The 23,994-nt window shown below is 45.9% G+C and carries 13 protein-coding genes; 10 read left to right on the top strand and 3 right to left on the bottom strand.

Annotated elements, in window-relative coordinates; all coding sequences use genetic code 11:
* Positions 1–28: 28 nt before the first annotated feature.
* The 6 genes from F3I09_RS29770 (at position 29) to F3I09_RS29745 (ending at position 13,333) form a co-directional block, all read left to right on the top strand.
* The gene (locus F3I09_RS29770; protein WP_149698698.1) at positions 29–571 is read left to right on the top strand and encodes a hypothetical protein; all 543 of its coding nucleotides are present in this window, start codon (positions 29–31) and stop codon (positions 569–571) included.
* Positions 572–817: 246 nt separating this feature from the next.
* On the top strand, positions 818–5,161 hold the full coding sequence (locus F3I09_RS29765) for a hypothetical protein (protein ID WP_188134008.1): 4,344 nt from the start codon (positions 818–820) through the stop codon (positions 5,159–5,161).
* A 47-nt stretch (positions 5,162–5,208) separates the two neighbouring features.
* Positions 5,209–7,464 (top strand): fibronectin type III domain-containing protein, encoded by a 2,256-nt coding sequence (locus F3I09_RS29760; protein WP_149698696.1) that lies wholly within the window; start codon positions 5,209–5,211, stop codon positions 7,462–7,464.
* Complete coding sequence (locus F3I09_RS29755; RefSeq protein ID WP_149698695.1) at positions 7,464–10,241, top strand: deaminase domain-containing protein; 2,778 nt, start codon at positions 7,464–7,466, stop codon at positions 10,239–10,241. Before F3I09_RS29760 ends, F3I09_RS29755 begins: the two co-directional genes overlap by 1 nt.
* Before the next feature lie 28 nt (positions 10,242–10,269).
* The gene (locus tag F3I09_RS29750) at positions 10,270–11,616 is read left to right on the top strand and encodes a PKD domain-containing protein (protein ID WP_149698694.1); all 1,347 of its coding nucleotides are present in this window, start codon (positions 10,270–10,272) and stop codon (positions 11,614–11,616) included.
* Positions 11,609–13,333, top strand: coding sequence for a hypothetical protein (locus F3I09_RS29745; RefSeq protein WP_149698693.1), 1,725 nt, complete (start codon positions 11,609–11,611; stop codon positions 13,331–13,333). Before F3I09_RS29750 ends, F3I09_RS29745 begins: the two co-directional genes overlap by 8 nt.
* A 47-nt stretch (positions 13,334–13,380) precedes the next feature.
* Here F3I09_RS29745 and F3I09_RS29740 read toward each other — a convergent pair whose 3' ends face one another.
* Positions 13,381–13,830, bottom strand: coding sequence for a cupin domain-containing protein (locus tag F3I09_RS29740; RefSeq protein WP_149698692.1), 450 nt, complete (start codon positions 13,828–13,830; stop codon positions 13,381–13,383).
* A 202-nt stretch (positions 13,831–14,032) separates the two neighbouring features.
* Between F3I09_RS29740 and F3I09_RS29735 the strand changes: the two genes are divergently transcribed.
* Entirely contained in the window at positions 14,033–15,154 is a 1,122-nt protein-coding gene (locus F3I09_RS29735) for a hypothetical protein (RefSeq protein WP_149698691.1), read from the top strand.
* A gap of 138 nt (positions 15,155–15,292) precedes the next feature.
* Here F3I09_RS29735 and F3I09_RS29730 read toward each other — a convergent pair whose 3' ends face one another.
* Both F3I09_RS29730 and F3I09_RS29725 read right to left on the bottom strand, forming a co-directional pair.
* Positions 15,293–17,059 carry an ABC transporter ATP-binding protein gene (locus tag F3I09_RS29730; RefSeq protein WP_149698690.1) on the bottom strand — a complete coding sequence of 589 codons (1,767 nt, stop codon included), beginning with the start codon at positions 17,057–17,059 and terminating at the stop codon, positions 15,293–15,295.
* A gap of 340 nt (positions 17,060–17,399) precedes the next feature.
* Complete coding sequence (locus F3I09_RS29725) at positions 17,400–20,831, bottom strand: ThuA domain-containing protein (protein WP_149698689.1); 3,432 nt, start codon at positions 20,829–20,831, stop codon at positions 17,400–17,402.
* A 315-nt stretch (positions 20,832–21,146) separates the two neighbouring features.
* On the opposite strand from F3I09_RS29725, the gene F3I09_RS29720 reads away from it, so the two are divergent.
* The 3 genes from F3I09_RS29720 (at position 21,147) to F3I09_RS29710 (ending at position 23,902) form a co-directional block, all read left to right on the top strand.
* Positions 21,147–21,920: an NUDIX hydrolase gene (locus F3I09_RS29720; RefSeq protein ID WP_149698688.1), complete on the top strand. Its 774-nt coding sequence runs from the start codon at positions 21,147–21,149 to the stop codon at positions 21,918–21,920.
* Between the two features lie 296 nt (positions 21,921–22,216).
* The gene (locus F3I09_RS29715) at positions 22,217–22,807 is read left to right on the top strand and encodes an RNA polymerase sigma factor (RefSeq protein WP_223233433.1); all 591 of its coding nucleotides are present in this window, start codon (positions 22,217–22,219) and stop codon (positions 22,805–22,807) included.
* Positions 22,808–22,894: 87 nt separating this feature from the next.
* A complete protein-coding gene (locus F3I09_RS29710; protein ID WP_149698687.1) occupies positions 22,895–23,902 on the top strand; it encodes a FecR family protein in 1,008 nt (335 codons plus the stop codon).
* The last annotated feature ends 92 nt before the right edge of the window (positions 23,903–23,994 follow it).

Raw genomic sequence — 23,994 nt, 5'->3', positions numbered from 1 at the left:
ACCTAAATACCTTTTATTTATGAAAACCATGACACAAAGAGTCCTATTGTTGTTATTCCTTCCCCTGCTGGCGTTTACAAGCAGGCTGTCCGCGCAGAACACAGCGGTGTACGAACTGACCGTAGATTACGGCATCATGGGCTTCGGTAATACAGCAACCTGCGGGAGCAACTATGAAATAAATGCTATTATGCAGAATGGCAGTACGAACCTTATCGCCTCCGGATCTCTGGATGGTCTCAACGATGGCGAGGTGTGGTATTTTCCTCCCCAGACTATCACCTTTACTTCAGACAATCCGGTAATACGGATTGCAGTATGGAGCAAACGGAAAACCAGCTGTAGCAAAACCGCGGCTGCTGGCGAAATAGATTACTTACTTCCGGTGGGCAATATTAGCTGGTTTGATGTGAACGTTGGCGGTTTATTTACTGGCTATCACCTTGAGTCTAATATGCATATAACTATTAAACCTGCGTCCATATCGACTGCAACTCCTGCCAACGGGGATGTCATCAACATCAACAGGACAGGCAGCACCCTATACAGTTCTCCGAAAGCGGAACATTGAATTATACCGGGAAAGATAATAACGCCGGAATAAACGAATACCGGTTATACTCAGCGGCTGGTGAACAGCCGCTGAGTTGCTGAAAGTAGTTCCGGCAAACGTGAAAACGACTGAAGAAGAATCGCTGAAGATTCAACACCGTTTTTGAGTATGACGTACGTGCTGTGAACAAAGACGGTCTGAGCAGGTCCGCTCAAAAAAGTTAAAACAAGTTAAATCCCTGCATACTTTTTACCTATGCGACCAATGATAAAAAGAGCCCTATTCTTGTTATTCCTTCCCCTGTTGGTGTTTACCAGCAGGCTAGCCGCGCAGAACCCGACGGCGGTGTACGAACTGACCGTGAAATGCGACATCATGGGCTTCGGCACAGCAACTTGCGGCAGTCTCTATGAAGTATATGCCATTATGGACCACGGTGGTTCAAGGCTTATCTCCTCCGGATCCCTGGACGGTATCGGAGATGGCGAGCCATGGTATTTTCCAGCCAAGACGATCACCTTTACGTCAGACAATCCGGTAAAAGGAATTGCTGTATATGGCAAGCGGAAATCCAGCTGCAACAAAACCCAGGAGTCAAAGGAATTAGACTACATGTTCCCGCCCGGCGATCATACCTGTTTTAGTACCAGGGTGGGTGGCATGTTTGCTGGCTATCATTCTGAATCTACTCTGTTTATAGACATTAAGCCTGTGTCTAATGCATATGAATTGCAGATGCAGACAACCGAGGTATATCCCAGTAGTCTGCAGCTAGACTATAACGTGATTGCTCATTATACAGATGGCACGCAGGACGAGATATTTGCGTTTGTATCGACTGCGCTTCCTTCGGCATGGGATGTCATCAACCGGACAGGCAGCGTCATACATAGCTCCCCAAAACAAATAACATCCATAGAAGTTAACAGTACATGGGTTCGAAGCTTCCCATGGACCGATGTAAAACGGTCGGCGACCTTCCCTGTCAGTCATACGGGGCAGGACTTTACCGGAGATATTAATAATCCGTTTGTCTCGTCGATGGACCCGAGCAGTAAAATTCATGTGACCTATGGAAAAGTCATGAATAACCTGGTGTACGACGGAACAAGCCCCAATATATTACCTACAGACGCTGAGATCAGGATCATTGGTACCCCAGGGATACCAAACCAGCAATACCTCTGGCAATACTCGGCTGATAACGGCCCCTGGACGAATGCCCCTGCAAACAAGCAGGGATCTAATGTGCTTCAGGTCTCGGGTAAAAGCCTTCTGGGAAATGACTGGGAACGATATCTCACGAAACTGATACGGGTTAGAATGTTACCGGTTTGCGCGCAGGACCGGGAATCCGGTACTATTACATTGGACTACCGGTTGGAATCGCCGCACATTACAAACATCATTCCTAAGAAAATATCCTGTAACGGCGCCAGTGACGGCGGTTTTACAGTCATCTTTGACCGTCCGGCATATACCGGTGAGACGATAAATGTAGAAGTCAAGGACCTGAAAAACGTTATTGGCGGCACCCTACCTAATCAGATAGGTGTTACGATGGGACCAAATCAGACGTATACCTGGCCTTCAAATACACTTTTCGCCAGCAACTTCCAGGTAAAAGTAACCGGGAATATTAATAACACCAACAGTTACAGCGACGCAAGTACGTTCGAGTTCCAGTTAGATGAACCTACACCGGTCACCTTCTCTACACCCGCGCCTATTGCTGCAAAATGTTACGATGGCAGCGATGGCGGTATCAACCTTAACATTAATGGAGGCGCAGGTGGTTATGTAGCGTCGTATAAAGGGGTTACGGATAATGATTATCTCACACAACCGTTCACCCAGAACACCATAACAGGCCTGGCCAAGGGAGACTACCTGATAAAGGTAAAAGACCAGAACGGATGTTCCGGTCATACAGCTGCCGGCGATGAGGAAATAAGCTTCAGCGTTAAACAACCTGACGCACCACTTGCGGTAGATGCTACCTCCATCACCGATCCAAAAGCATTCGGATATTCCGATGGCAGCATTACCGTCCATCTGAAGGGTGGTACGCCCAAGCCGGATGGTTCCTACGATGTTGAATGGCGGAAGTCAGACGGCACCTTGTTAACACCCGTAAATACTGTAGATGGCAATGGCATCTATACCACCACCATCAGCAACCAGCCTGACGGTGATTATACCCTGACAGTCACAGATGGCAACTATAACGCCGCTGCCACCGACAGCAGAACAGGCTGTGCGCTTAATAATACATTTACACTAAGACAACCACCACTATTAGTCGCCAATATACAGATTGCGGACAGCGTTAGCTGTACCGGCAAGGCCGATGGTACGCTTACCGCAATAATAAGCGGCGGTGTACCATTTAAAACAGCGCCTCATTATACCTACGAATGGTACCAGGTAGTAAACGGTGCGACTGTGCCTATCGGACAAACAGATAGCACCGCAGTTGACCTGCCTGCCGGCCAATACCTGGTAAAAGCTACAGACGCCAATGGTATCACGATATTATCCGATACTACTGACCTGATAGATCCTGCTCTCTTACAGGTGCAATTCAACACCACACCTGCTACCTGCTATGATGGCAGCAATGGTGCGTTGGAAGCACTCGTGAGCGGCGGTACAACACCATACGAGTATAACTGGAGCAATGGCAGCCAGCAAGCGCATAACACCGGCATACACGCCGGCACATACACGGTGAATATCACTGACTATCATGGATGTCCCTTATCAGGCGACTCCGCAGTAGAACAACCTGCTGCTCCGATACAGGTAGTACAACAGTTATTAACCCAGCCCCTTGCCAATGGTTACTCGGACGGTAGCATCAAAATACTGCTGCAAGGTGGTACCGCTAATGCGGACGGCAGCTACAATGTTAGCTGGCAAAAGAAAAACGGCACTCCGCTGAGCAGTGTTACCAGTCAGGTAGTGGCTGGTGGTTATGAAAGTACGTTGTCGGGTATACCTGCAGGCGATTACGAGGTTATCATTACAGATGCTCAATATACCGGTCCGGACCTGAATATGCAGGGCTGTACGTTGACAGCAGAGTTCCCATTAAAAGAACCGCCTCCATTGGAGGTAAGCATCGCAGAGCAGCGCTATGTGTCCTGCAAAGGAGCTGCAGACGGAGTGCTGACTGCAACTGCCGCCGGTGGCGTACGCATAATTGGTCCGCTGCCATACCGATTTGTCTGGTATAAGAAGGGGAGTAGCGGTTATAACGCCATTGGGCAAACGACACCATCAGCCAGTGGGTTAACAACCGGTATCTATAAAGTGATCATTACAGACGCAAATAATATTAACAAAACATCAGACTCCTTCCATCTCGTAGAGCCGGACCTGCTGCAGGTGCAACTGACCACCACACCGGTGACCTGTGCCAGCGGACAGGATGGCGCGGTAAAGACCACCGTTAGTGGCGGTACCGGTTCTTATCGCTATGAATGGACAAATGGCGCAACCACCAGCGATATCAGCAACTTAACGGAAGGATCTTACCTGGTGTTTGTAACAGATTCCCGCGGCTGTGAGGCACAAAACAACGCCGATGTATCTATACCGAATGGCATTGTGATAGAGGCAGACATCACCGCACCGATTTGTGCAGGCAGTTGTGATGGTGCTATTAGTACGCTGATCAGCGGAGGTATTCCTCCCTATCGGTATGCGTGGAGCAACGGCGCCACTGGCAACAGGATAGATCAGGCATGCGCAGGTAAATACACCCTTACCATCGAGGACGCCAACAATTGTAAACGTGTGCAATCCTTTAATATGCCGGACCCGCAGCCGTTGCTGATACAGCTGGGGGCCGACAAAACACTTTGTACAGATCAGACTTATACGGTAAATGCCGCCATAGCAGATCCCGCTGCTACTTATACATGGGGCGGCGATCCTGCCTTCCTGGCCACCACACCACAGGTTACGCTCAGCCAGAGCGGCCAGTATTGGGTGAGCGTTATGGACGGCAAAGGCTGTACCGGTAGTGATACCATCAGCATAAAACAACGCCAAACCGATATAGAAGCCAGGTTTGTGGTAGCTACACAGGTGTTCCGCAATGAGGGCGTATCGCTGATCAATGTCAGCACTCCCCTGCCGGAGCGTATTGAATGGGAAATACCGGCAGACAAGAACATTACCGTATTGCAAAATACCCCGCTGCTGGCAGAGCTGCGTTTTGCAGATACGGGTGTGTATCGCATCCGGCTACACTCCTATATCGGCGAATGTGAAAAGGTTTTCACCAAAGATATTGCCGTACTGGAACCACAATCCATGCCGACGCCTGGAGGCGCACAGCAGCCGTTCATCACCACATTTGAGGTATTGCCCAATCCTAATACCGGACAATTCAGCGCGCACGTGATTTTGGATAAAGCGGCGGAAATACGCCTGCGCATGTTCAACGTTATGAGCAACCAACTGGTAAACGACCGCAAGGAAAGCGCTGCCGCACAATTCAACGTACCCTACCAGCTGAATATATCGGCCGGCACCTATGTGCTGCTGTTGGAAACGCCGCTGGGCACTGCGATAAGGAAGATCATCATCACACAATAAAGAAGCTACCGTTGACAGCTAAACGCATTATACAAATAGCCGTGGGCATGTTATTATGCATAATATGCAGCCCTCTTGCCGCACAACAATACCCGGTGAAAGTGCAGGTACAGACCCTGCAGCCGGTACCCGCACAAATCAGCAACCTGTATAACGGCTCGCAGGCGAGGATGATCATCACCCTGCTGAACACCGATTTGCAGGAGGCAACGATGAACGTGCGGCTACGGTTGAACATCAAGGGTACTACGGTAGCCTTGCGTAACCGTGATTATGGTTCCTACCCTTTGGTACGGCTGGACGCCGGGATACCAGTACAATTGTCGCTGAACGACCTGGCGCCTTATTTTAACCTGGATAACATGGAGATATCCGGCATCCCGCCTTCGCAGCTGCAACAGACTGGCAAGTTACCGGATGGGTTTTACACGTTTTGCGTAGATGTTTTAGATGCCAACAGCGGACGGCTGGTCAGCAATGATAAACTGAGCTGCTCCCCTCCCGCATGGATCAGCACCAGCGAACCACCTTTGCTGAACCTGCCGCGTAAAGGAGAAGCCGTGGCCTTCCGTGAGCCCCTGAACATTGTGTTTAACTGGACGCCCCGGCATATGGGCAGTCCTAATGCGGCTTTCCTGACGGAATACGAGTTTACGCTGGTAGAATTATGGGATACGACCATTTTGCCGGAAGCCGCTTTTGGCACCATGCCACCGTTATACCAGACCTACACCAGCGCTACCACTTTATTATACGGCCCTGCAGAGCCGCCACTACTACCTGGCAAACGCTATGGCTGGCGGATACGCGCCATAGCCAAACAGGGCGTTGATGAATTTGACATATTCACCAATCATGGCTATAGCGAGATCTACTACTTCAATCTGCAGGACGATTGTCAGCCGCCGCAACAGGTAGCTGCCACCGTAGCCAATGGTGAAGCCACCGTTACCTGGTTACCTCAGCCGAAGATGTTTGAATACCTGGTAGAATACCGGGAGCAGGATAATGACAAGGCAACATGGTTTAACGTAAAGAGCAGCGATCCGCAGGCAGTGATCCGTGACGCCGTACCCGGACATAAATATGAGTACCGCGTAGGTGGCTCCTGTAGCCTGGGAAGTAAAACACTGGGAGAGTTACACTCCTTTGAGATGCCGGCGAAGGATGCTGTGGATAGCGGCTCCTGCGGGCTCTTATCAGATATTAAACTTGCCAATGACACTGCCTTAAAAACGCTGCAACCGGATGATCAGATCATGGCGGGCGACTTCCCTGTGCGGTTCATGACCTTAAAAAATAACGGCGGCTCTTATAGCGGTACCGGTTATATCACGATCCCATTCCTGGGGTATAACCGCGTGAAGGTGAAGTTTGACAATATACAGGTGAATACGAACCGGCAGCTGATGAAGGGTATGCTGGTGACGACGTTTGATTCAACAAAACTGCAGGGAACGAGTGTGGATTCGGTGGTGCAGGCGATTGGCAGTCTGGCTAGTGTGATCAATGACCTGATTCATTTGACGCTGGATGCAGATTACGTAAAAGTAAAAGAGATGGCAGAAGCCATCAAAAAAGCGGCGGAAGAGGAGTTGCCGGAAGAGCTGAAGACACGTATGAACCAGGCGGCAGATAACCTGGTAAACGCAAAAGATGAGTATGATGCAGCGAAGAAAGAACTGGCTGATGCGAAGACACCGGAAGAGAAAGCAGCGGCGGAACAAAAGGTGAAAGATGCCGAGAAGAAATTTGACGATGCGAAGGAGGAAGTAAAAGCGGTGAATAAGGAGAAGGAGAAGTTGGTGAATGACGTAGCGGGCATTATTGTGAAAGCGATCAAGGAGTTGAAAGAAGATGCGAAGGGTTGGGATAAATCTGCTGACCTATCTACTCAGCAAGCGGCTATGAGGCAGGCTGTGTATGACAAACAAGGGCTGGAGGAAACAACGGATGCCAGCATTGGCTTCGCAATAGGCGATATACAGCAAGTTACCTTGTCAGACGCAGAGATCAGCGATGAAATGAAACAGTTTGACGAAGTGGTGGAACAATTCCATCTTACCAGCGCCAATGTAAAAGCCTATAGGCTCGTTAGTGCCATCCAGAAGTTTTATGATACACCTGCCGCTATTGCGCAGTTCCTGTCGCAGGATAAGGCGCTGAAAGGCACCAGTATGCTGAAGGCATTGATGACAGATAAAATGCAGGGTAAAACGGACAAAGAACTGATCAAGGTAGTAAAACAGTCTATCCTGGACCAGCTCATCATCATTCTAAATTCAGATCAACTTACGAAATAATGAAACTGGCATATCTTAAACTAACGCTTCTTTTTATTGTGCTTTCAGGCATAGTGCATATGGCAAGGGCAAATTCTGCGGAAGATAGCCTGATCGATAAACAGGCAGCTGCCATACAGCAACGCCTGCTGACGCGTATACAGGAAAACCAACGTCTTATCAGCGAAGGCCGGGCTGAAGAAGCAAACTATATAGTAACGGACGATGATCCGGTTTATTTCTTTAAGCACTTCACCAGCTCATTTGCCAGGAAATTTTGGGTTGACCGGGATTTCTGGAGGGATGTTTATGGGACTCTGATTGATTATACGATTGACAAGGATGGTGTTAGTGAAAAGCTAACATTGAACAAATGGATAGGTCAGCTCAGAAAAAACTATCTGGATCAAACAGCCTATAAAGATTACAAACTATACTTTGTTATTTCTGGTATTTACAATTATGAATATATTGACGGGAAGGAGCCGCAATATGACTGGGCCTCGATGGCGCCTACCTCATATACTGAAGTGGTAAACGATGACAAGACAGCAGGGGTGGACCTTGCAAAAAAGGAGAAAACAATCCTGAATGCCGTTTTGAAAAAAGTGAAGCAGGATGGTGAGAATAAACAGTTAACCACCATCATAGAAAAGGAAAAGTATATAGTCTTCTTCTTATTTAACTTCTATAAGTACCCGCACAGTGAAACTATAGTCCGTCAGGGTACCATGGGAATGGGAGACCAGATATCGGTAGTAAAGACGCGTACGCAGCCACGCACCTTTGTCATTAACGGATGTTTTTACAGCTCTTCCATAGCGCCCGGCCTGATTGAAGAACTGTTGAAATATAACACGGACCATCAGACAGTTGCTGCACCTAGCAGGACTACAGGCGACATTACCACGCGGGTGGATTACTTCACCCAAATGGTCAGGAATGCGTTCACATTTTTTTCTCTTAAGGATGGATTTAAACCGTCTGATCTTCCATGTGATCAGGACAAGAAACTGCTCAAACAACTGCAGGATCTATATGCGCATGGGCTACCCAACTCGTCGATGAGCGCCGCTGCATCGCTGGAATATCTTCCCCTCGCAACCCGGACATGTTTGCTGGAGCAGCTGAGCAAATCCACCCTTTGCGGGGATGGCGACAAGATCCTTAGTCTCGGCAATTATTGCGAGAACATGATCGTAGACCTGATAAGCAGTGTTCCCAAAGAAGACAAAGCAGGGTTACTTGAGTTCCTGAGTGCGGATAATGGTGTGCTGCCCAGGATCATTAACAGCAAGATCCAAGATGCAGGGCCTGAGGACGTGGCTGATATCGTTAAGACTGTAGTAAATAAAAGTGCAAGCCTGCCTAAATTAGGTGGCAAGCTCAATTATACCGCGGTTGTGGAGCTGCTTTGTCAATATGCTTATGATGTTTATCAGGACAGGATCATTGCTTTCAGGGATAATGCCACATTCCCCTGCGACTGGATACTTTATGATCCGGAGGCTGAATACAATGGCAACGCCAAGAATGTAACGGCTGACTACACGGCCAAAAACAACATTGAGTTCAAGTTCCGGGGCAGCACCCAGGCCTATTGCAGAATTGTGGATATGTCAGCTTCCGGGAACAGCTATCGGTCCATCGACAGAACTAAAAAGCCTTTTGAATTTATAGGTATTATTCCTGATGTCGATGTCCCGTTTGAATTTGTTGTTAATGGCAAGAAAGCGACTTATAAGGGGGAGAAGATCATTGTTCCGGCATTGTTGCTTTACTGGAATATTGACAAGATCAAAACCAAAAGTGCCGTGGATGGGCTCACAACAGCTTTCAACGTAATCAACGTCTTCAGGGATGGCATCTCATTTAATTTGAACAAAACAAAATCGCTAAGAGAAAAGATACAAAAGTGGTCTAAGAACCTGGGCACCTTTCAGACGATAGCAACCACTGTTACCGAAGCTCCCGATATTAAAGAAGAAATTCTCAAAATGGAGTATGGCCAGGAATTCATTGACTTGCTTGGCGGCCTCGGCAAACATTTCTCGCTTGCAAAGGCGTTAAGTGCTGATACAATCAGCATTTCGTCTGTAAGAAAGATTTGTGATGTTATTTTATTCTGGCAGAAATGCCTGACTAAAGCCAATATTTATACGGATGCGAATTTCGCGAGCATCAATGGGCCCTTAAGTGATTTTGCTCAGGCTTTATTAAATGATGGGATCATTTCCAAATCAGCCAATGACGCCAGACAGATAGCTATTGACAACATGTTTTTGCCTGTCAAAGATGCACAGAACTTCCAGGCATTCCGGCAATTCTACATTAATGATCCAATGACAACTGTTGACCTGGCGGACGATAAATGGGCCGCCCAGGTTAGCAACTGGCAATCTAAGGATGGCTATAATATAAGCAGCGAAAGAAATATGGCGCGTGTCATCTACTCCTGGAAGGAATTCCTTATTGCGGAAGACAAGCAGCAATACAACGATCGAATGACCAGGAGTGACAAGTTTATTCCGGAATCAATTTATGATAAATTGGCTTCAGGTGAAAGAAAGTTTAAGTATAAGATAGACTTAAGACGTTTTGATACGGATCTGGTTGCCCTGGAGTATTTTGCCGACCACGAGAAAGCGGTTAAAGGAAATAATAATGTTGCCGGTGAAATAACAATATACACGGATCTTATCCCTTGTCGCTCCTGTACCTATGTAATGGCGCAATTCCGGGAGATGTTCCCGAATGTTAAGTTGCATATCATTACAGCTATGAAACTTCATCCCTAAGCATGGTTTATTTTGATTTTATAACGGCATGATGACCAAACCTATTCCCTATATCCTATTTGCTTTACTGTTGCTGGCCGCTTGCTACAAAGAAGTCAACCGGCCGCTTACAGTAGATTTTGCCTACGTGCTGGCCGACAGTTCGCACACCGTTCCAATATCTGTGAACATCGCCAACCGCAGCACAGGCGCCACGAGTTTTAAATGGACCTTTGAAGGCGGCGAGCCTGCCACTTCTGACTACGAGAATCCTGGCACCGTCAGCTTTGCCCAAGCCGGCCCGCATAAGATCACGCTGGAGGCCTGGAATGCGGACACCCGGAATAGTAAGACCATCACCCTGGAGCTTGACAGTGCCGTACAGGTGTCCTTTGACGCGGAAGTACAGGTGAATGATTATTCACCCGTACAGGTAAAGCTCACTAACAATACCACAGGGGCCAGTAGTTATAACTGGACCTTCCAGGACGGTGAACCGGCCAGCGCCAATACAGCTGTACCACCAATGGTTACTTTTACCAAACCCGGGCCGCATACTATTACGTTACAGGTAAGCAATGGCGGACAGACATTCACGGCCAGCAAAACCATCACCGTAAAACAACCTTTGCTTACGGATTTTACCTTAAACCCCGGGCCTTTTGACGATGACTATGAAGCACCATTGACAGCGGTACTGAACGGTAAAAGTGTAAGTTATCTGACACAGCAGTGGCAAACTACCGGCGGTGTGTTGACCAGCGATACATCATCCGACAATACCGTATACTTTGCCAATCCGGGCACCTATACTGTTACACTGACGAATACCAATGGGAAAGGATCACAAACGGTAAATAAGACCATCACGGTAAGACCTAATTCACACCTGCGTACAATCACGGACGTTAAACTGGGTATCAGCACTGCGCACGCAGATATTGGCTGTTTTTATTCTACCCGCTTGCGGAAGGTATATCGTAAGAACGATGATCTGACAAAAGAAGGGAAAGAGATAGACCTGGTATTCTTTGGGCTGAGCCGCAGCTTCACCTACAACAAATTTGTATCGCCGGATTCTGCTGCCAGCTATACCTTCCCCGCCATACCTGGCGCTACGGTGACGCGGTTTATCAATAAGCAGGAACAATGCTATTGTGGCGTATCGTTCAGCGAAAGCGATTTTGACAACATGCAGAACGATGCTCCCCTGCAAGCTATCCAGATGCCCAACGGCGCCAGCGGCGGCCTGCAATTTGACCAGACAGTATTACCCCGTATTATATTATTCCAGACGGCAGACGGCCGTAAAGGCGCCATTAAGATAAAGGACTATGTGCTGGAAGGCAGCACAGCCTATATAATGGCGGATATTAAAGTCCAGAAATATGAATAGATCCCGCATCCTATACCTGTGTACTGCTGCTTTACTGCTGCCGCTACTATCATCCGCGCAGCAGGTAGACCTGGAACATATCCGGGATTTGTTTGGCAAGGGTAAACCGCTTAAAGTGAACGGCGGACTAAATGCCAGCACTGTATTCAACAGCGGCAGCGGTGGTGGCAGGCAACCATTCAGCTGGTTCCTTAACGGCAGCATAAATACCAATATACTAGGGCGGATCAACCTACCCTTTTCGTTTAATCTGACCAATGCCGGTGCAGGTTACTCCTACCCTACCATGCCTAACCGTCTGAGCCTGCATCCCAGTTATAAAGGGGTGACCGCTCATATTGGGGATGTTGCCATGTCGTTCTCTCCCTACACCTTAAACGGTCACCAATTTACGGGCGTAGGACTGGACATAGCACCTGAACAGACCTGGAGCATCAGCGTAATGTACGGGCGGCTGCTGCGTGCGGTAGATTATGACAGCACGAACCGAAGCATATTACCTACATACCGGCGTATGGGTTATGGCGCTAAACTTGCCCTGCAGCAGCAAAACTATGCGTTGTCCCTTAACTTCATACGGGCCCAGGATTTCAAAGATCCTATGCAGTATATCCCGGACACCCTGCACATCTACCCCAAAGCAAACCTTGCTGTGAGCGTTACCGGTATGTTACGCCCCGCCAAAGGGCTGGAGCTTACCGTGGAATACGCCAACAGCGCCATGAAACTGGATAAACGGGACTACCACCCCACCAAATCAGGCCGTGGCAATCTGCTGGAAAGCGTATTTATGTATGATATCAAGAATACGCAATTCTTTAAAGCTATCAGAGCGGGGATGAACTACGCATTCCATAAGAGCGTGATAGGCGTAGGCTACGAGCGTATAGACCCCGGCTATCAGACACTAGGCACTTATTATATGAACAATGACCTGGAGAACATCACCGTGAACCTGTCGCAACCACTACTGCATGATAAGGCCACCATATCCGCTAACGTGGGTTACCAGCGCGACGACCTAAACAATACCAAGGCAGGCGCCACCTTCCGCATGGTTAGCGCAGTAAACGCGAGTTACATGCCGAATGAAAAGTGGAACGCAAACTTTACGTATTCCAACTTCCAGACCTTCACGCATATAAAACCACAGTTTGATTATATTAACCAGACGAATCCATATGAGAACATGGATACGCTGAACTTTAAACAGATATCGCAGAGTGCCGGGTTGACGCTTACCTATATGTTAAAGACCAATAAGACCAAAAGCCATAACATCAACCTGAACCTGAGCGTGCAGGATGCGGCAGATATCCAGAACGATGTGTTATGGAAAGGCAACGGATCGCGTTTCTATAACACCAGCACAGCATATACCTTGTTACTGATACCGCGGCAGATAAGCTTTACCGGCGCTTTTAACCTGAGCTATAATACCATTGCCAGGGATGCCTTTCTTACACTGGGCCCTACCCTTGGCGTGAACACACGGTTATTTGATAAAAAGGTGACAGCTGGCTTTAACAGCTCGTACAATAGCAGCACCAGCAATGGACAACAACAAGGGCAGGTGCTGAATTTACGTATGAATGCAGCGTACCTGTTCATGAAAAAACATAATCTGAATATGAATGCGGTGCGTCAAACACGATGGAGTCCCAGGGGCACAGTCAGTAATGTAACAGCGACCGTGGGATATAATTATAGCTTTTAAGACAGGTCTGTACGACCTGCCACTTTAAAGTTTTAATGAAGAACGCTTTATTTGGCCTTAGGTGTCTTGTCTGTTTTCCATTTAATAACATGGTACACCGCTTTGGTAGCGCCTACATTTCTAATACCATGTAATTGATTAGATGCCTGGAATATAACAGAGCCTGGCCCAACACGTTTTGTGATGCCGTTCACGGTCGATTCAACGGTTCCCTCTTTTATGATGATCAGTTCTTCGTCAGGGTGTTGATGCGGAGGATGTGGCGCTTCTCCGGGATTCAATGTAGTTACATGTAGCTCCAGTTCGTTCAGTGTTGGTGTAGGCGCCTGAAGGAACTGGCGTTTTTCTCCCGTTTTTGTAGGTTCTACCTTGATATCATTCCAGTCGTATATAGTGGATGATAAAGGAGGCTGCTGGTTTTTATGTGCAATTATAGCTATTGGGATGCACATGATCAGCGCAGTGATACAAACAAGGGTTATTTCACGTTTTGTCATTGTATTGGGTTTTGTAAAATCAATTTACAAAACAATATCCTGAATTTTATATTGTCCTGGTCGACGCACACAAATATTTGATAACAATACATTTAAATAACATAACCCACACACATCGCACCATCTTCAGGTATTACAGAAGGCCCAATTTGTCCAATAAATACTAACTTTAACAGACCGAAAAACCGGCGAATTTATACCTATGATATATGCCTTTGAAATTATCTGCGCTCCCCGATATCCTTTTGTTATTGTAGCCTGTTCCGGATTTAAAGAATGGTCTGACACGAGTGCTGTTTTCATGGATTATCGCGTTTATGATAAAGAAAGCCTGCATGGTAGTTGGGATAATTGGAGTTATTTGAAAAAGTTTCTGGAATCGGCACAACTTCCGGACATTGAAACACTGATCGTTGATTCATACTATGAAACTTTATCGAAGCAATTATATGATTATTACGATGGAAAATATATAGTCATACATGCTGAAGAGTATTTATTTAAAACTATTTTAGGTGACGCTGAAGAAACGCTGGAGGAGAGAAAAAAGGCTATGGTACAAGGAAAGAGCGCGTTTAAACTATTGGAAGAGCTAAAAGTATTTACCAGGCAGGCGATTCAACAAACAATTTCAACAGATATAGCCACGCGATTGGCACGATTTAAAGCCCCCCTTCGTTTCTTCAAGCCATTTGACCGGGTGTTTATCCAGGCAAAAGAGTTTTCACAGGTCGAGGAATTACATCAGATTGAAATTCCGGCAGATATCAAATATTTTTACGAGCATGTTGGCGCTCCGGAAAATGACTTTCATCGTGAAATACGAAGACTTTGTACAGAAGGCTCAAAGGCCAGCCTGATCGTACAGATAAACGCGTCGTTTGCCATGGCCATCATAGAAGCCTATAAGGCGCTGACTGCAGATGAAAAAGCGGATCTGAAACATCAGGTGGAGAAACTAGACATTCACAATGAATTGCAGAGGAGTCCAAATATGCTTTCCTATCTATTATCAGAAGGAATAGATCATTATGATTTTGGGGAAGATGCGTTTCGTATACCTGTAATTCAAACTGCCCGTAGTAAGGTTATTGCTGATAAACCGTACTTCAATGTTGTTTTGTTCCTTTGGGCGCATTGTGGAGGTTGGGGAGGTATTGTATTAAGAGGTGAGCATCCGTCTTATGACGGAGGAGGAACACATGGTGAAGAGTATCTGGAAGTAGCATCAGAAGGAGAAATATTTGAATATAGAAGTATCCCTGTCCATTTAATGGACACGCATCACTTGTTCGAATACCGGGATCTGATTGTTACCAGGTAGAATAATCTGATAGAATGTTACAGACTGTAAAGTATAAATGGCTACCATAACCTTGCAGGTTACGAGCAGCCATTTATACTTTATTAATAGCATATCTGTTAAGTGGGCGTTTTAAGTTCGGGGCAACGTCATTTAAATTTACCTATCTGTATCCTTCTGGTGTTTCCATAGCTCCTGAAAAATGGAACTGTGTTCACGCAGGTATTCAAACGTCCCTTCCGCCACAATACTACCCTGTCTGAGCACATAAATATAATCGAACTGATACAGCAGGTGCAAGCGATGCATAGAAGAGATGAGCGCCTTGTCTTCGAAAGCAGTAAACATTTTCTGATAGATCATGGCTTCTGTCTTCGGATCAACACTGCTGGTAGGTTCATCCAGCAATACCACGTCGCTTTCACGGGCGGCCAGAATACCACGAGCCAGTGCCAGCCGTTGCTTCTGTCCACCAGACAGGTTTACGCCTTTTTCCCGTATGTCAGATTCCAGTCCTTTGGGGAGCTGGCGGATCACATCCGTGAAATGGGCGCTTTCGCTGACCTCCATTATTTCGTCGTCTGTAAAAGGGAGGCCAAGTGTGATATTGTAAGCAATGGTGTTCTCAAATATCTCCGGCTCCTGTGGGAATAAGGTAACGGTTTCATTGATGGTAGCCAGTCCGAAGGGCTTACCGTCTACCAGTAACTGCATGCCTGGCTCGGGAGTATACAGCCCTCTTAATAAAGACAGTAGGGTACTTTTTCCGCTACCGCTTTCACCGATCAGGGCAATCTTTTTTCCCCGGCCAATGGTAAGATGCAGATTATGCAGGCTTTGGGGGGCATGTTCGCTGTCGTACTGGTTACGATGCGAGAAACTGAGGTCCCTGATTTCAATAGTTTGCCAGTTATCCGGCAAATCGGTGAGTTGATCCGGACGGTGCTGTTCCCTGTAAGCCTTCTCAATGTTACGGGCTGTTTCCACATGGGTATTGAACTGTACAATTTCAGTGTATTGCCATGCTACGTCATGGAATACAGTGGTAAACTGTGTAACAAAACCCAGCAGGGTAATCAATCCGGCCACAGGGAACACCTTACCGGATTCCCAATGCTGGTATACATACCCCGCGGCGACAGTCACGTAAATGAGGGTCACTAACATATCAGCCGCGAACCATTTCCATTCATTGATCAAGGCATTCTTTCTGAACGGCCGTGCGATCAGCTGCACTTTACTCAACAATCCGCTTTCCATACTTTTTTCCAGGCGGAGCGTGATCACGGTCATGATGTTCGACAGGCTATCGAACAGCGTGGAAGAGACTACGTGTTCCCGCTCATTCACCTCATCGAGTGTTTTGATGAAGGGCTTGTCAAATTTCATGATCACCCAGATGGTGATAAAGCCGAGCAGGATCCCTATACTGCCAAACAGCGGAGAGAAGTATAGCATTGCAGTAACGGAAAACACCATTTTGGCGAGCGCATGGATATACATGAATCCTTTATCAAAAAATTCTTTCAGCGCCTCAAAGGCCTTGCGGATACGATTGATAGTGGAACCACTGTGATGGTCCTGATGCCATTTTATCGGCAGGTGCAGGGCCTGATGATAGCGTTCCATCAGGAAGTTACGGCTGAGGTTGAAGGCCAGCTGACGCTCCATCACACGTGCAGGCCCATGGAAGCACCATTCCACCAGTTTCAACCCAAAATACACAATGGCATAAACGAAAGCGTAGTAAAAAACACGCTGGGTATCCTGCTGAATCTTCCCGATAAACCAGCCAAAAAGAATGGGGTTCAGGGAGAAGATGACATTCGCAAAAATGAATAACGTATAAACAAGGATGTATCTTTTCCGTTCGCGGCGCGCATAATGATATGCTGTCCGCAACAAAGCGATATATGGATTAGGCATTTTATGACTAATGAAAAAGTAAATAAATCGGGTTCTTCCTGAGAGAATGCCAGGAGTAATATGTGATCAGAGCGTGCCACACAGCCAATACTGTGGGAGAATGCTACTACCTAATAAGTGAAGGTCATCCGAAACCTGCCTTTCATCATTCGAGTTTTAAAATGGAATCACGAAGGTCTGAAAAATTTTTGAAACAGTTTGCATTCGGGGGAAATTATCTGCTATTTGCCACCCAGGACGAACAAAATACGCCGGAGGGTCAGATCTGATAGCTATGCCTGAAATGCAAAGAGGCCGTATCATGAATACGATACGGCCTCTTTACATTTCAGGTATCCAACTAATCCGCCATTTTAAAAGTCGTATTCAGTACTACCATGAGAGAAGATCCAGCCGCCGCATCTTTGTTTTTGAATACAAAATAGATATCATGAAATCCCTCTGTCGGAGCTACAGATAACTGTGCTGGTTTACCACTGAATATGGAACCGCCCTGTACATCGCCAATAAACGGTGTTTGCCCTAACAATTTACCATTCGGATCATCTATGTGCAATTCAATAATACCGCCGGCTGCATTTAGCTGCGCTTTGGGCGCCATTGCAATAAATTCTATTCCCGCAATACCTGTCAGGTCAATATGTTTTAAGCCGATATAGCTACCTGACTGTGCGGGGATAATAAAATTGTTGCCACCATAGCTCATCTTCGTAGCATCCTTTACTATATCGTATTTAGTAGGATTAATATTAGGATTACGTAGTGTAATAGAATCTACTGATGTTATGCCGGGCAAACCATTGCTCCCCTTGTCTGTATACGTTGCATTAAAAACAAAAACCCCGCTGCCTTTATCACCTGCTGGTATTTTTGCTGCGTAAGTTCCTGTTACGGGCAATGACTTACCAGCCGGCTTCGGTGTTGATAAGCTAAGAATGTATTTAATCATTTCGGCAGCATCTTCTGCAGACAGCTGCGGATGCGCTGACATAGGCACGTCTCCCCAAACACCTTTACCGCCTGCTATTGTTTTCTTTACAAGCTTTTCAAGTACACCGTTATTTCCCTGGTATTTTTTAGAAACTGCAAAGTAGGCCGGGCCTATAGATTTCTTATAATCACTATGGCAGGATCTGCAATCACTGGCATTCAGCAACTTCAAGCCTTTAGCATAACTGGACGAAGCAAGCGGCGCTTTATGCCCTGTTGCAACAACAGGGTTTTCTTGTCCGGGTGCAACATAATCAATGTTAACAAATACATCCGTAGCTTTTATCCTGCCGCCAGATAAGGTCCCGTCTTCTTTATCTTTTACATCCAGTTTATAGTGATATGCCTTATCAGGTGTGAAAAAGCTTCTATTGTTCTTACCTATGTCAATCCTGACATCCGGCGCTTCATTACCTGCCGTTAATTCAATTGACTGTGTAGATACGCCTCCCTTATTGTCAGATACAGTCAGATTGGCTTTATACAAACCAGGCTTTGAAAAAACGACACTTGCATCCTGGCCTGTAATTGTTTTTGCATAACCATTTTTTGAAGTGACGTTCCATACATACTTAAGCGTATCTCCATCCGGATCAGTTGTTCCATTTGCAGAAAGAGCAATCTGTAGTGGAATAGCACCACCAGGTTTATCTGTTAACATCTGGATCATTGGCTTCCTGTTACCACCGTTGTATTCAATACGAATCAGCCGGGCATCGTCATTTGCAGAGAACCATCCTGAGCCATACTCCAACATGTACAGATCGCCATTATCGGCAAACTCCATATCCATCGGGTTACTAAACTTGTAGCTTGGCATAACCCTTTCCATAGATACATAGTTACCTTCCTTGTCAAGTGTTACCGCCATTATCCACCCTCTCATCCATTCGTATATCAGCAATTTTCCGTCATAATATCCAGGAAAAGCGTGCGGCGCTTTTTTGAAATCCTCACTATAGAAAACAGGACCAGCCATCGCACTTCTTCCACCACTACCTACCATTGGAAATTCTTTTGATACACCATAAGGGTACCATATGAATGCCTTCTGTGCCGGCGGCAATTCGTTCAGGCCGGTGTTGTTGGGAGATGTATTTATAGGTTTTGATGCATCGAATTTACCGGTGGCCGCATCAGTAGCAAAGTTCACTTTCGGGTAAGCTATATTATCACCTACAAAATAAGGCCAGCCAAAGTTTCCTGCTTTTCTCGCCTGGTTTATTTCATCCTGCCCTCCCGGACCTTTTACTGCATCAGCATCGTTGGCATCTGGTCCTATTTCGCCCCAGTATAAGAAGCCGGATTTTCTGTCCACATTTATTCTGAATGGATTTCTGTCACCCATCACATAAATTTCCGGCCGTGTCTTCGACGTGCCTTTGGGAAAAAGATTTCCTTCGGGGATGGTATACGAGCCATCAGCCTGCGGTTTGATACGAATAATCTTGCCCCTTAAATCGTTTGTGTTGGCAGAAGATTTCTGTGCATCCCAGGGCGATCTCATTTCACGTTCATCAATAGGTGCATAGGCGGTAGCCCGCGGACTTGTATTATCTCCGGTAGACAAATACAGGTTACCCTGGCCATCCCAGCTTATTGACCCTCCTGTATGGCAACATTGTTCACGTTGCGTTGACACTTCGAGCAAGACCTTTTTAGATTTCAGATCGAGTACATCACCGTTCAATGTGTACCTGGTCAGGATGTTCTGCGATTTAGACGGGTCGGAATAATACAGATATATCCAATGATTCGAAGCAAAATTGGGGTCTTTGTTCAATCCCAATAAACCATCTTCAGCTTCAGATTCCTTCCCTTCTTTGTCTTTATATTTTGTACTTACCGGAATCGTTGCAATGGTCTTCAGCTGTTTTGTTTTAAGGTTGTACAGTTTTACAGCGCCATGCCGCTCAATAAACAGTATGCGTCCGTCATTTAATATCGCTATCTCCATGGGTTCATTCAGTTTCTCAGCCAGCACCACTTTGGTAAACCTGTTCTCCTCGGGTTTTGCTTTTGAATAATCCAATGTAACAGGCGCGCTGGCACTCATGGCATATTCAAGACCAGCAAAAAGGTGCTTTAAAAACAACGGCTCTTTAAACGTTTCGTCAGTATGTCCCATATTAGTATAAAATGAACGGCCACCGTCAAAATCGTGGTACCAGCTCATAGGATGGTTGTTACCGTTCTTACCCCCTGTATAGCTCTTTTCATCGAGTTTTACCAGTGTGTGTATAGTGGGATCTATTTGCTTAAAGCTGTAAAACTCGTCCGTGCGTTCAAATGTATCGGGCATCTCTTTGGTAGCAAAGTTGTTTTTATCTGCCACATAGAATTTACCCTTTTGAACATTGTTAGGCATAGGATGATCAAGAAACCATGCACCGGCAAGACGTCCATACCATGGCCAGTCATACTCGCAGTCTGTAGCAGCATGAATACCAACAAAGCCACCGCCGGCTTCTATATACCTTTCGAATTCCTGCTGTTGTACTTCGTTCAACACATCACCTGTAGTATTAAGAAAAACAACCGCATTATAACGTTTTAAATTCGACGTTTTAAAAAGCGTAGCATCTTCAGTGAAATCTACAGCAAAGTTTTTTTCAGCTGCCATTTTTGAAAAGGCATCCTTGCCAGCTATTATTGAAGAATGCCTGAATCCCTCGGTTTTGGAAAACACAAGCACGCGGAGCGATTGAGCATTAGTATAATTCGTTCCGAAAGTTAAAATAGCTAATAACAGAACAAAAGCCGATAGATCTTTCCTGGCCATGATTTTGATATTTTGTGGTGATGGTTAATTGCAGATGTTGCTGTCATCAACTGGGTTAAGCACTGGTTTACATAACGGGTATCAATACTGAAGCAGGCGCCAATAGCAACACCTGACCGTTCAATACTGATCTATTGAACAAGCACTTTTCATAACGTACAAATGACGGATTAAATCTAAGGTGAGTTTATTAATCAGCAAAATTTATTTCGTCAAAATGACAGAATATATATCTTTGGGAAGGGAATATTTATCTAATGATTTGATAATGAACCGAATAAAAAGGCGTATTTTTCAAGGCACCAAAGGCATGATATGGATACAAACGAGTTAGAAGCTTCTTATTTTGATGAGCGACTCTATGTTAAGAATGTGGCTGTCGACAATGTCATTTTTGGATATCACGACAGGGAGTTGAAAGTATTACTTCAAAGGCCCAATTTCCAGCTTAAATGGACAGTGGCGGGCGGATACGTACGTAAAACCGAGTCAATTGAAGAAGCAGCACATAACATCGCGTTTCTGAGAACGGGATTGAAAAACCTTTTCCTTGAGCAATTCAAGTCATTTGGTAGTCCGTCAAGAACAAAAGACGACTGGCAGGCAATAAAAAAAGCATTTGAAAATGCCGGCATGAAGTCGCCCCCTGATTCCTGGATCCTGGACTACAGCGTATCTATAGCTTTTTATACGCTCACTGATTTTTCATTAGTAACGGTACAGAAAGGCCCATTTGACGAAGCCCTTGATTGGTGGCCTGTTACCCAACTACCACCCATGATGTTTGATCATGCATACATTATTGAAGAAGCGCTAAAAGCATTGCGTCGGGATATCTATCATTATCCTATCGGTTACGAACTCCTCCCCCGGAAGTTTACGCTTCCTGAAATACATAGCCTGTATGAAACCATTTTAGGTAAAACGCTTGATAACCGCAACTTCACGCGAAAATTGATGTCAAGCGGAATAATAAAAAAGCTCGATGAAACGCGGAATATCGGTGCACACCGGTCTCCTTACCTGTATAAATTTGAAAAAAAGAAGTATGATGCCGCACTAAAGAATGGTATCTTTTTGGGCTTTTAAAAAATTGCGCTCCTATTGTGAAAATGTTATCCTTCGGACTGAAATTTCATTCCAGGACGCCCCCTTTCATCCCTTGTAACAGCGGTAGATAATGCACAACAGATTCCTGCCAGCCCTACCCGGCCATTATGCATGCTCATTTTTATCATATTATATTTAGCGGCTATTCCATTCTATAACAAAAATTATATACAACTAAAAAAGATAAAAAATCGATATTAAATTCCATACCTTAGATTCATCAGCATTATTCTGGGGGATCAATACCACGTTTTTCTAAATTAATTACCTGGTTGGTGGAAAGTGTCATAAAATCTTTTGATTGGGATCTGATCATGCGTCTGCGTGATGGGGATGAATCTGCATTCAGGGTAGTATTTGACCAATACAGCCAAAGGATTTATGGCCTCGCTTATCAGTTTTTTAAAAATAAGGAACAAAGCAAGGAAGTGGTGCAGGAAACGATGTTACGACTGTGGGAGCACCGCTTACAATTGAATAGTGAATATCCACTGGCCCCCTGGTTATTTACGATAGCGAGAAGGGTGACGCTGAATATGTTACGGCAAACTGCCACCTCACAGGCTGCCCGCAAGAAGTTATGGCTTACCATGCACCCGGAACATAATGAAACCGAAGAAGCCATTCTCAGCGCCGACCTCGAACGTCTTACTACACTGATTTTGAATAAATTACCATTGCAGCAGCAAATGGTTTTCCGGCTAAGCAGATTTGAAGGGCTTACCTATGAAGAAATTGCCTCCCGTATGCAAATCTCCGTCCATACCGTAAAATATCATCTGACAGGCGCATTAAAAACCCTGCGGACCTGCTTTGACAAAACCGAAATTCTCCTTCCGGTTTTCTTCTTTTTCCTGTTTTATTAATTTTTTTTAAAACTGACTACCCGAACAGGCAGGCTCGCGTGTATTGCACTATATCACCTTTTTAAGGACATATAAAATGTAATCCACGTGAATGAAGAACGCATATATCAACTGCTCGGCTACCTGACTAATAATAACATCAATGCTGAAGATTATGATGAACTTATGGGGTACCTGGCCGCCGCAACGGAAGATGCCGCCCTCCAGTCGGCAATAGACCGTATGTGGGCGGAATTGTCGCCCGCCCAGCAATTGAGGCCGGAGGAATCAGATGCATTATATCAGCAGATTACAGGAAATGCGCGTTTTGTCCAACAACCTATACATAAGAAACGCCGCTGGTTAAGCTATGCAGCAGCTATATTACTGCTGCTGGCTACCGGGGCAAGCGCCTACTTATTATTTACGCCAACCCGGACAGCTCCTGTTGCTTACAGGGAATTGTCTGTTCCGGCGGGCCAACGCCAGCAACTGAAGCTGGCAGACGGTTCTACCGTCTGGCTCAAAGGGGGTAGCACACTTCGTTATCCTGCCAGTTTTACAGGCAACACGCGGGAGCTGTTCCTACATGGTGAGGGATATTTCGATGTAACGCACCGGGATAATCAACCCTTCCTGGTGCATACCGGCAGTGTTACTACTAAAGTATTAGGTACCGCATTTAATATACAGGCATATGATCAGCAACTGACAGTGGCAGTGGTAAACGGTAAAGTAAGCGTAGCTGAAGGCAACACAGCGCTGGGCGTGGTTGTAGCTAACCAGCTCCTGGAATATCATCCGCAAAATAAGCAGGTGGCCCTGAGAGACACTATTGCAGGCAATATGGTAGCCTGGACAAAAGGCGAATTAATACTGGACAATGTGACCATGGAAGAAGCTGCAGTTACCATAGGCAAATGGTACAATGTAGCAATCGTATTCGCCGATCCCGAACTGAAAAAGTCCCGGTTTTCTTTCTCCTTCCTACATGGAGAAAATATAGGGGAAGTTATGAATATGATCAGCCAACTGAACGGCTTTAGCTATCACATAGAAGGAAATATCATCACTATCAGCCAGAAAAAACCGCTGCGGAGGCAACCACAGCGGTAATAAAGGATAATTACAGGTACAGGCAAGTACCTGCAATCAGGTAGATTTTAAACCAGCGTTCAAACCGATTAAAACCAAACAAATCTATGCAT

This window comes from Chitinophaga sp. CF418 (assembly GCF_900142925.1).
In the GTDB taxonomy this organism is placed as follows: domain Bacteria; phylum Bacteroidota; class Bacteroidia; order Chitinophagales; family Chitinophagaceae; genus Chitinophaga.
This window is presented reverse-complemented; position numbering and strand designations above follow the sequence as displayed.

Excerpts from the sequence above, each read along its gene's own strand:
- F3I09_RS29765 (WP_188134008.1), top strand. The coding sequence starts at position 818 with ATGATAAAAAGAGCCCTATTCTTGTTATTCCTTCCCCTGTTGGTGTTT.
- F3I09_RS29740 (WP_149698692.1), bottom strand. The coding sequence starts at position 13,830 with ATGACAAAACGTGAAATAACCCTTGTTTGTATCACTGCGCTGATCATG.
- F3I09_RS29755 (WP_149698695.1), top strand. The coding sequence starts at position 7,464 with ATGAAACTGGCATATCTTAAACTAACGCTTCTTTTTATTGTGCTTTCA.
- F3I09_RS29770 (WP_149698698.1), top strand. The coding sequence starts at position 29 with ATGACACAAAGAGTCCTATTGTTGTTATTCCTTCCCCTGCTGGCGTTT.
- F3I09_RS29720 (WP_149698688.1), top strand. The coding sequence starts at position 21,147 with ATGGATACAAACGAGTTAGAAGCTTCTTATTTTGATGAGCGACTCTAT.
- F3I09_RS29750 (WP_149698694.1), top strand. The coding sequence starts at position 10,270 with ATGATGACCAAACCTATTCCCTATATCCTATTTGCTTTACTGTTGCTG.
- F3I09_RS29760 (WP_149698696.1), top strand. The coding sequence starts at position 5,209 with ATGTTATTATGCATAATATGCAGCCCTCTTGCCGCACAACAATACCCG.
- F3I09_RS29735 (WP_149698691.1), top strand. The coding sequence starts at position 14,033 with ATGATATATGCCTTTGAAATTATCTGCGCTCCCCGATATCCTTTTGTT.
- F3I09_RS29745 (WP_149698693.1), top strand. The coding sequence starts at position 11,609 with ATGAATAGATCCCGCATCCTATACCTGTGTACTGCTGCTTTACTGCTG.
- F3I09_RS29730 (WP_149698690.1), bottom strand. The coding sequence starts at position 17,059 with ATGCCTAATCCATATATCGCTTTGTTGCGGACAGCATATCATTATGCG.
- F3I09_RS29725 (WP_149698689.1), bottom strand. The coding sequence starts at position 20,831 with ATGGCCAGGAAAGATCTATCGGCTTTTGTTCTGTTATTAGCTATTTTA.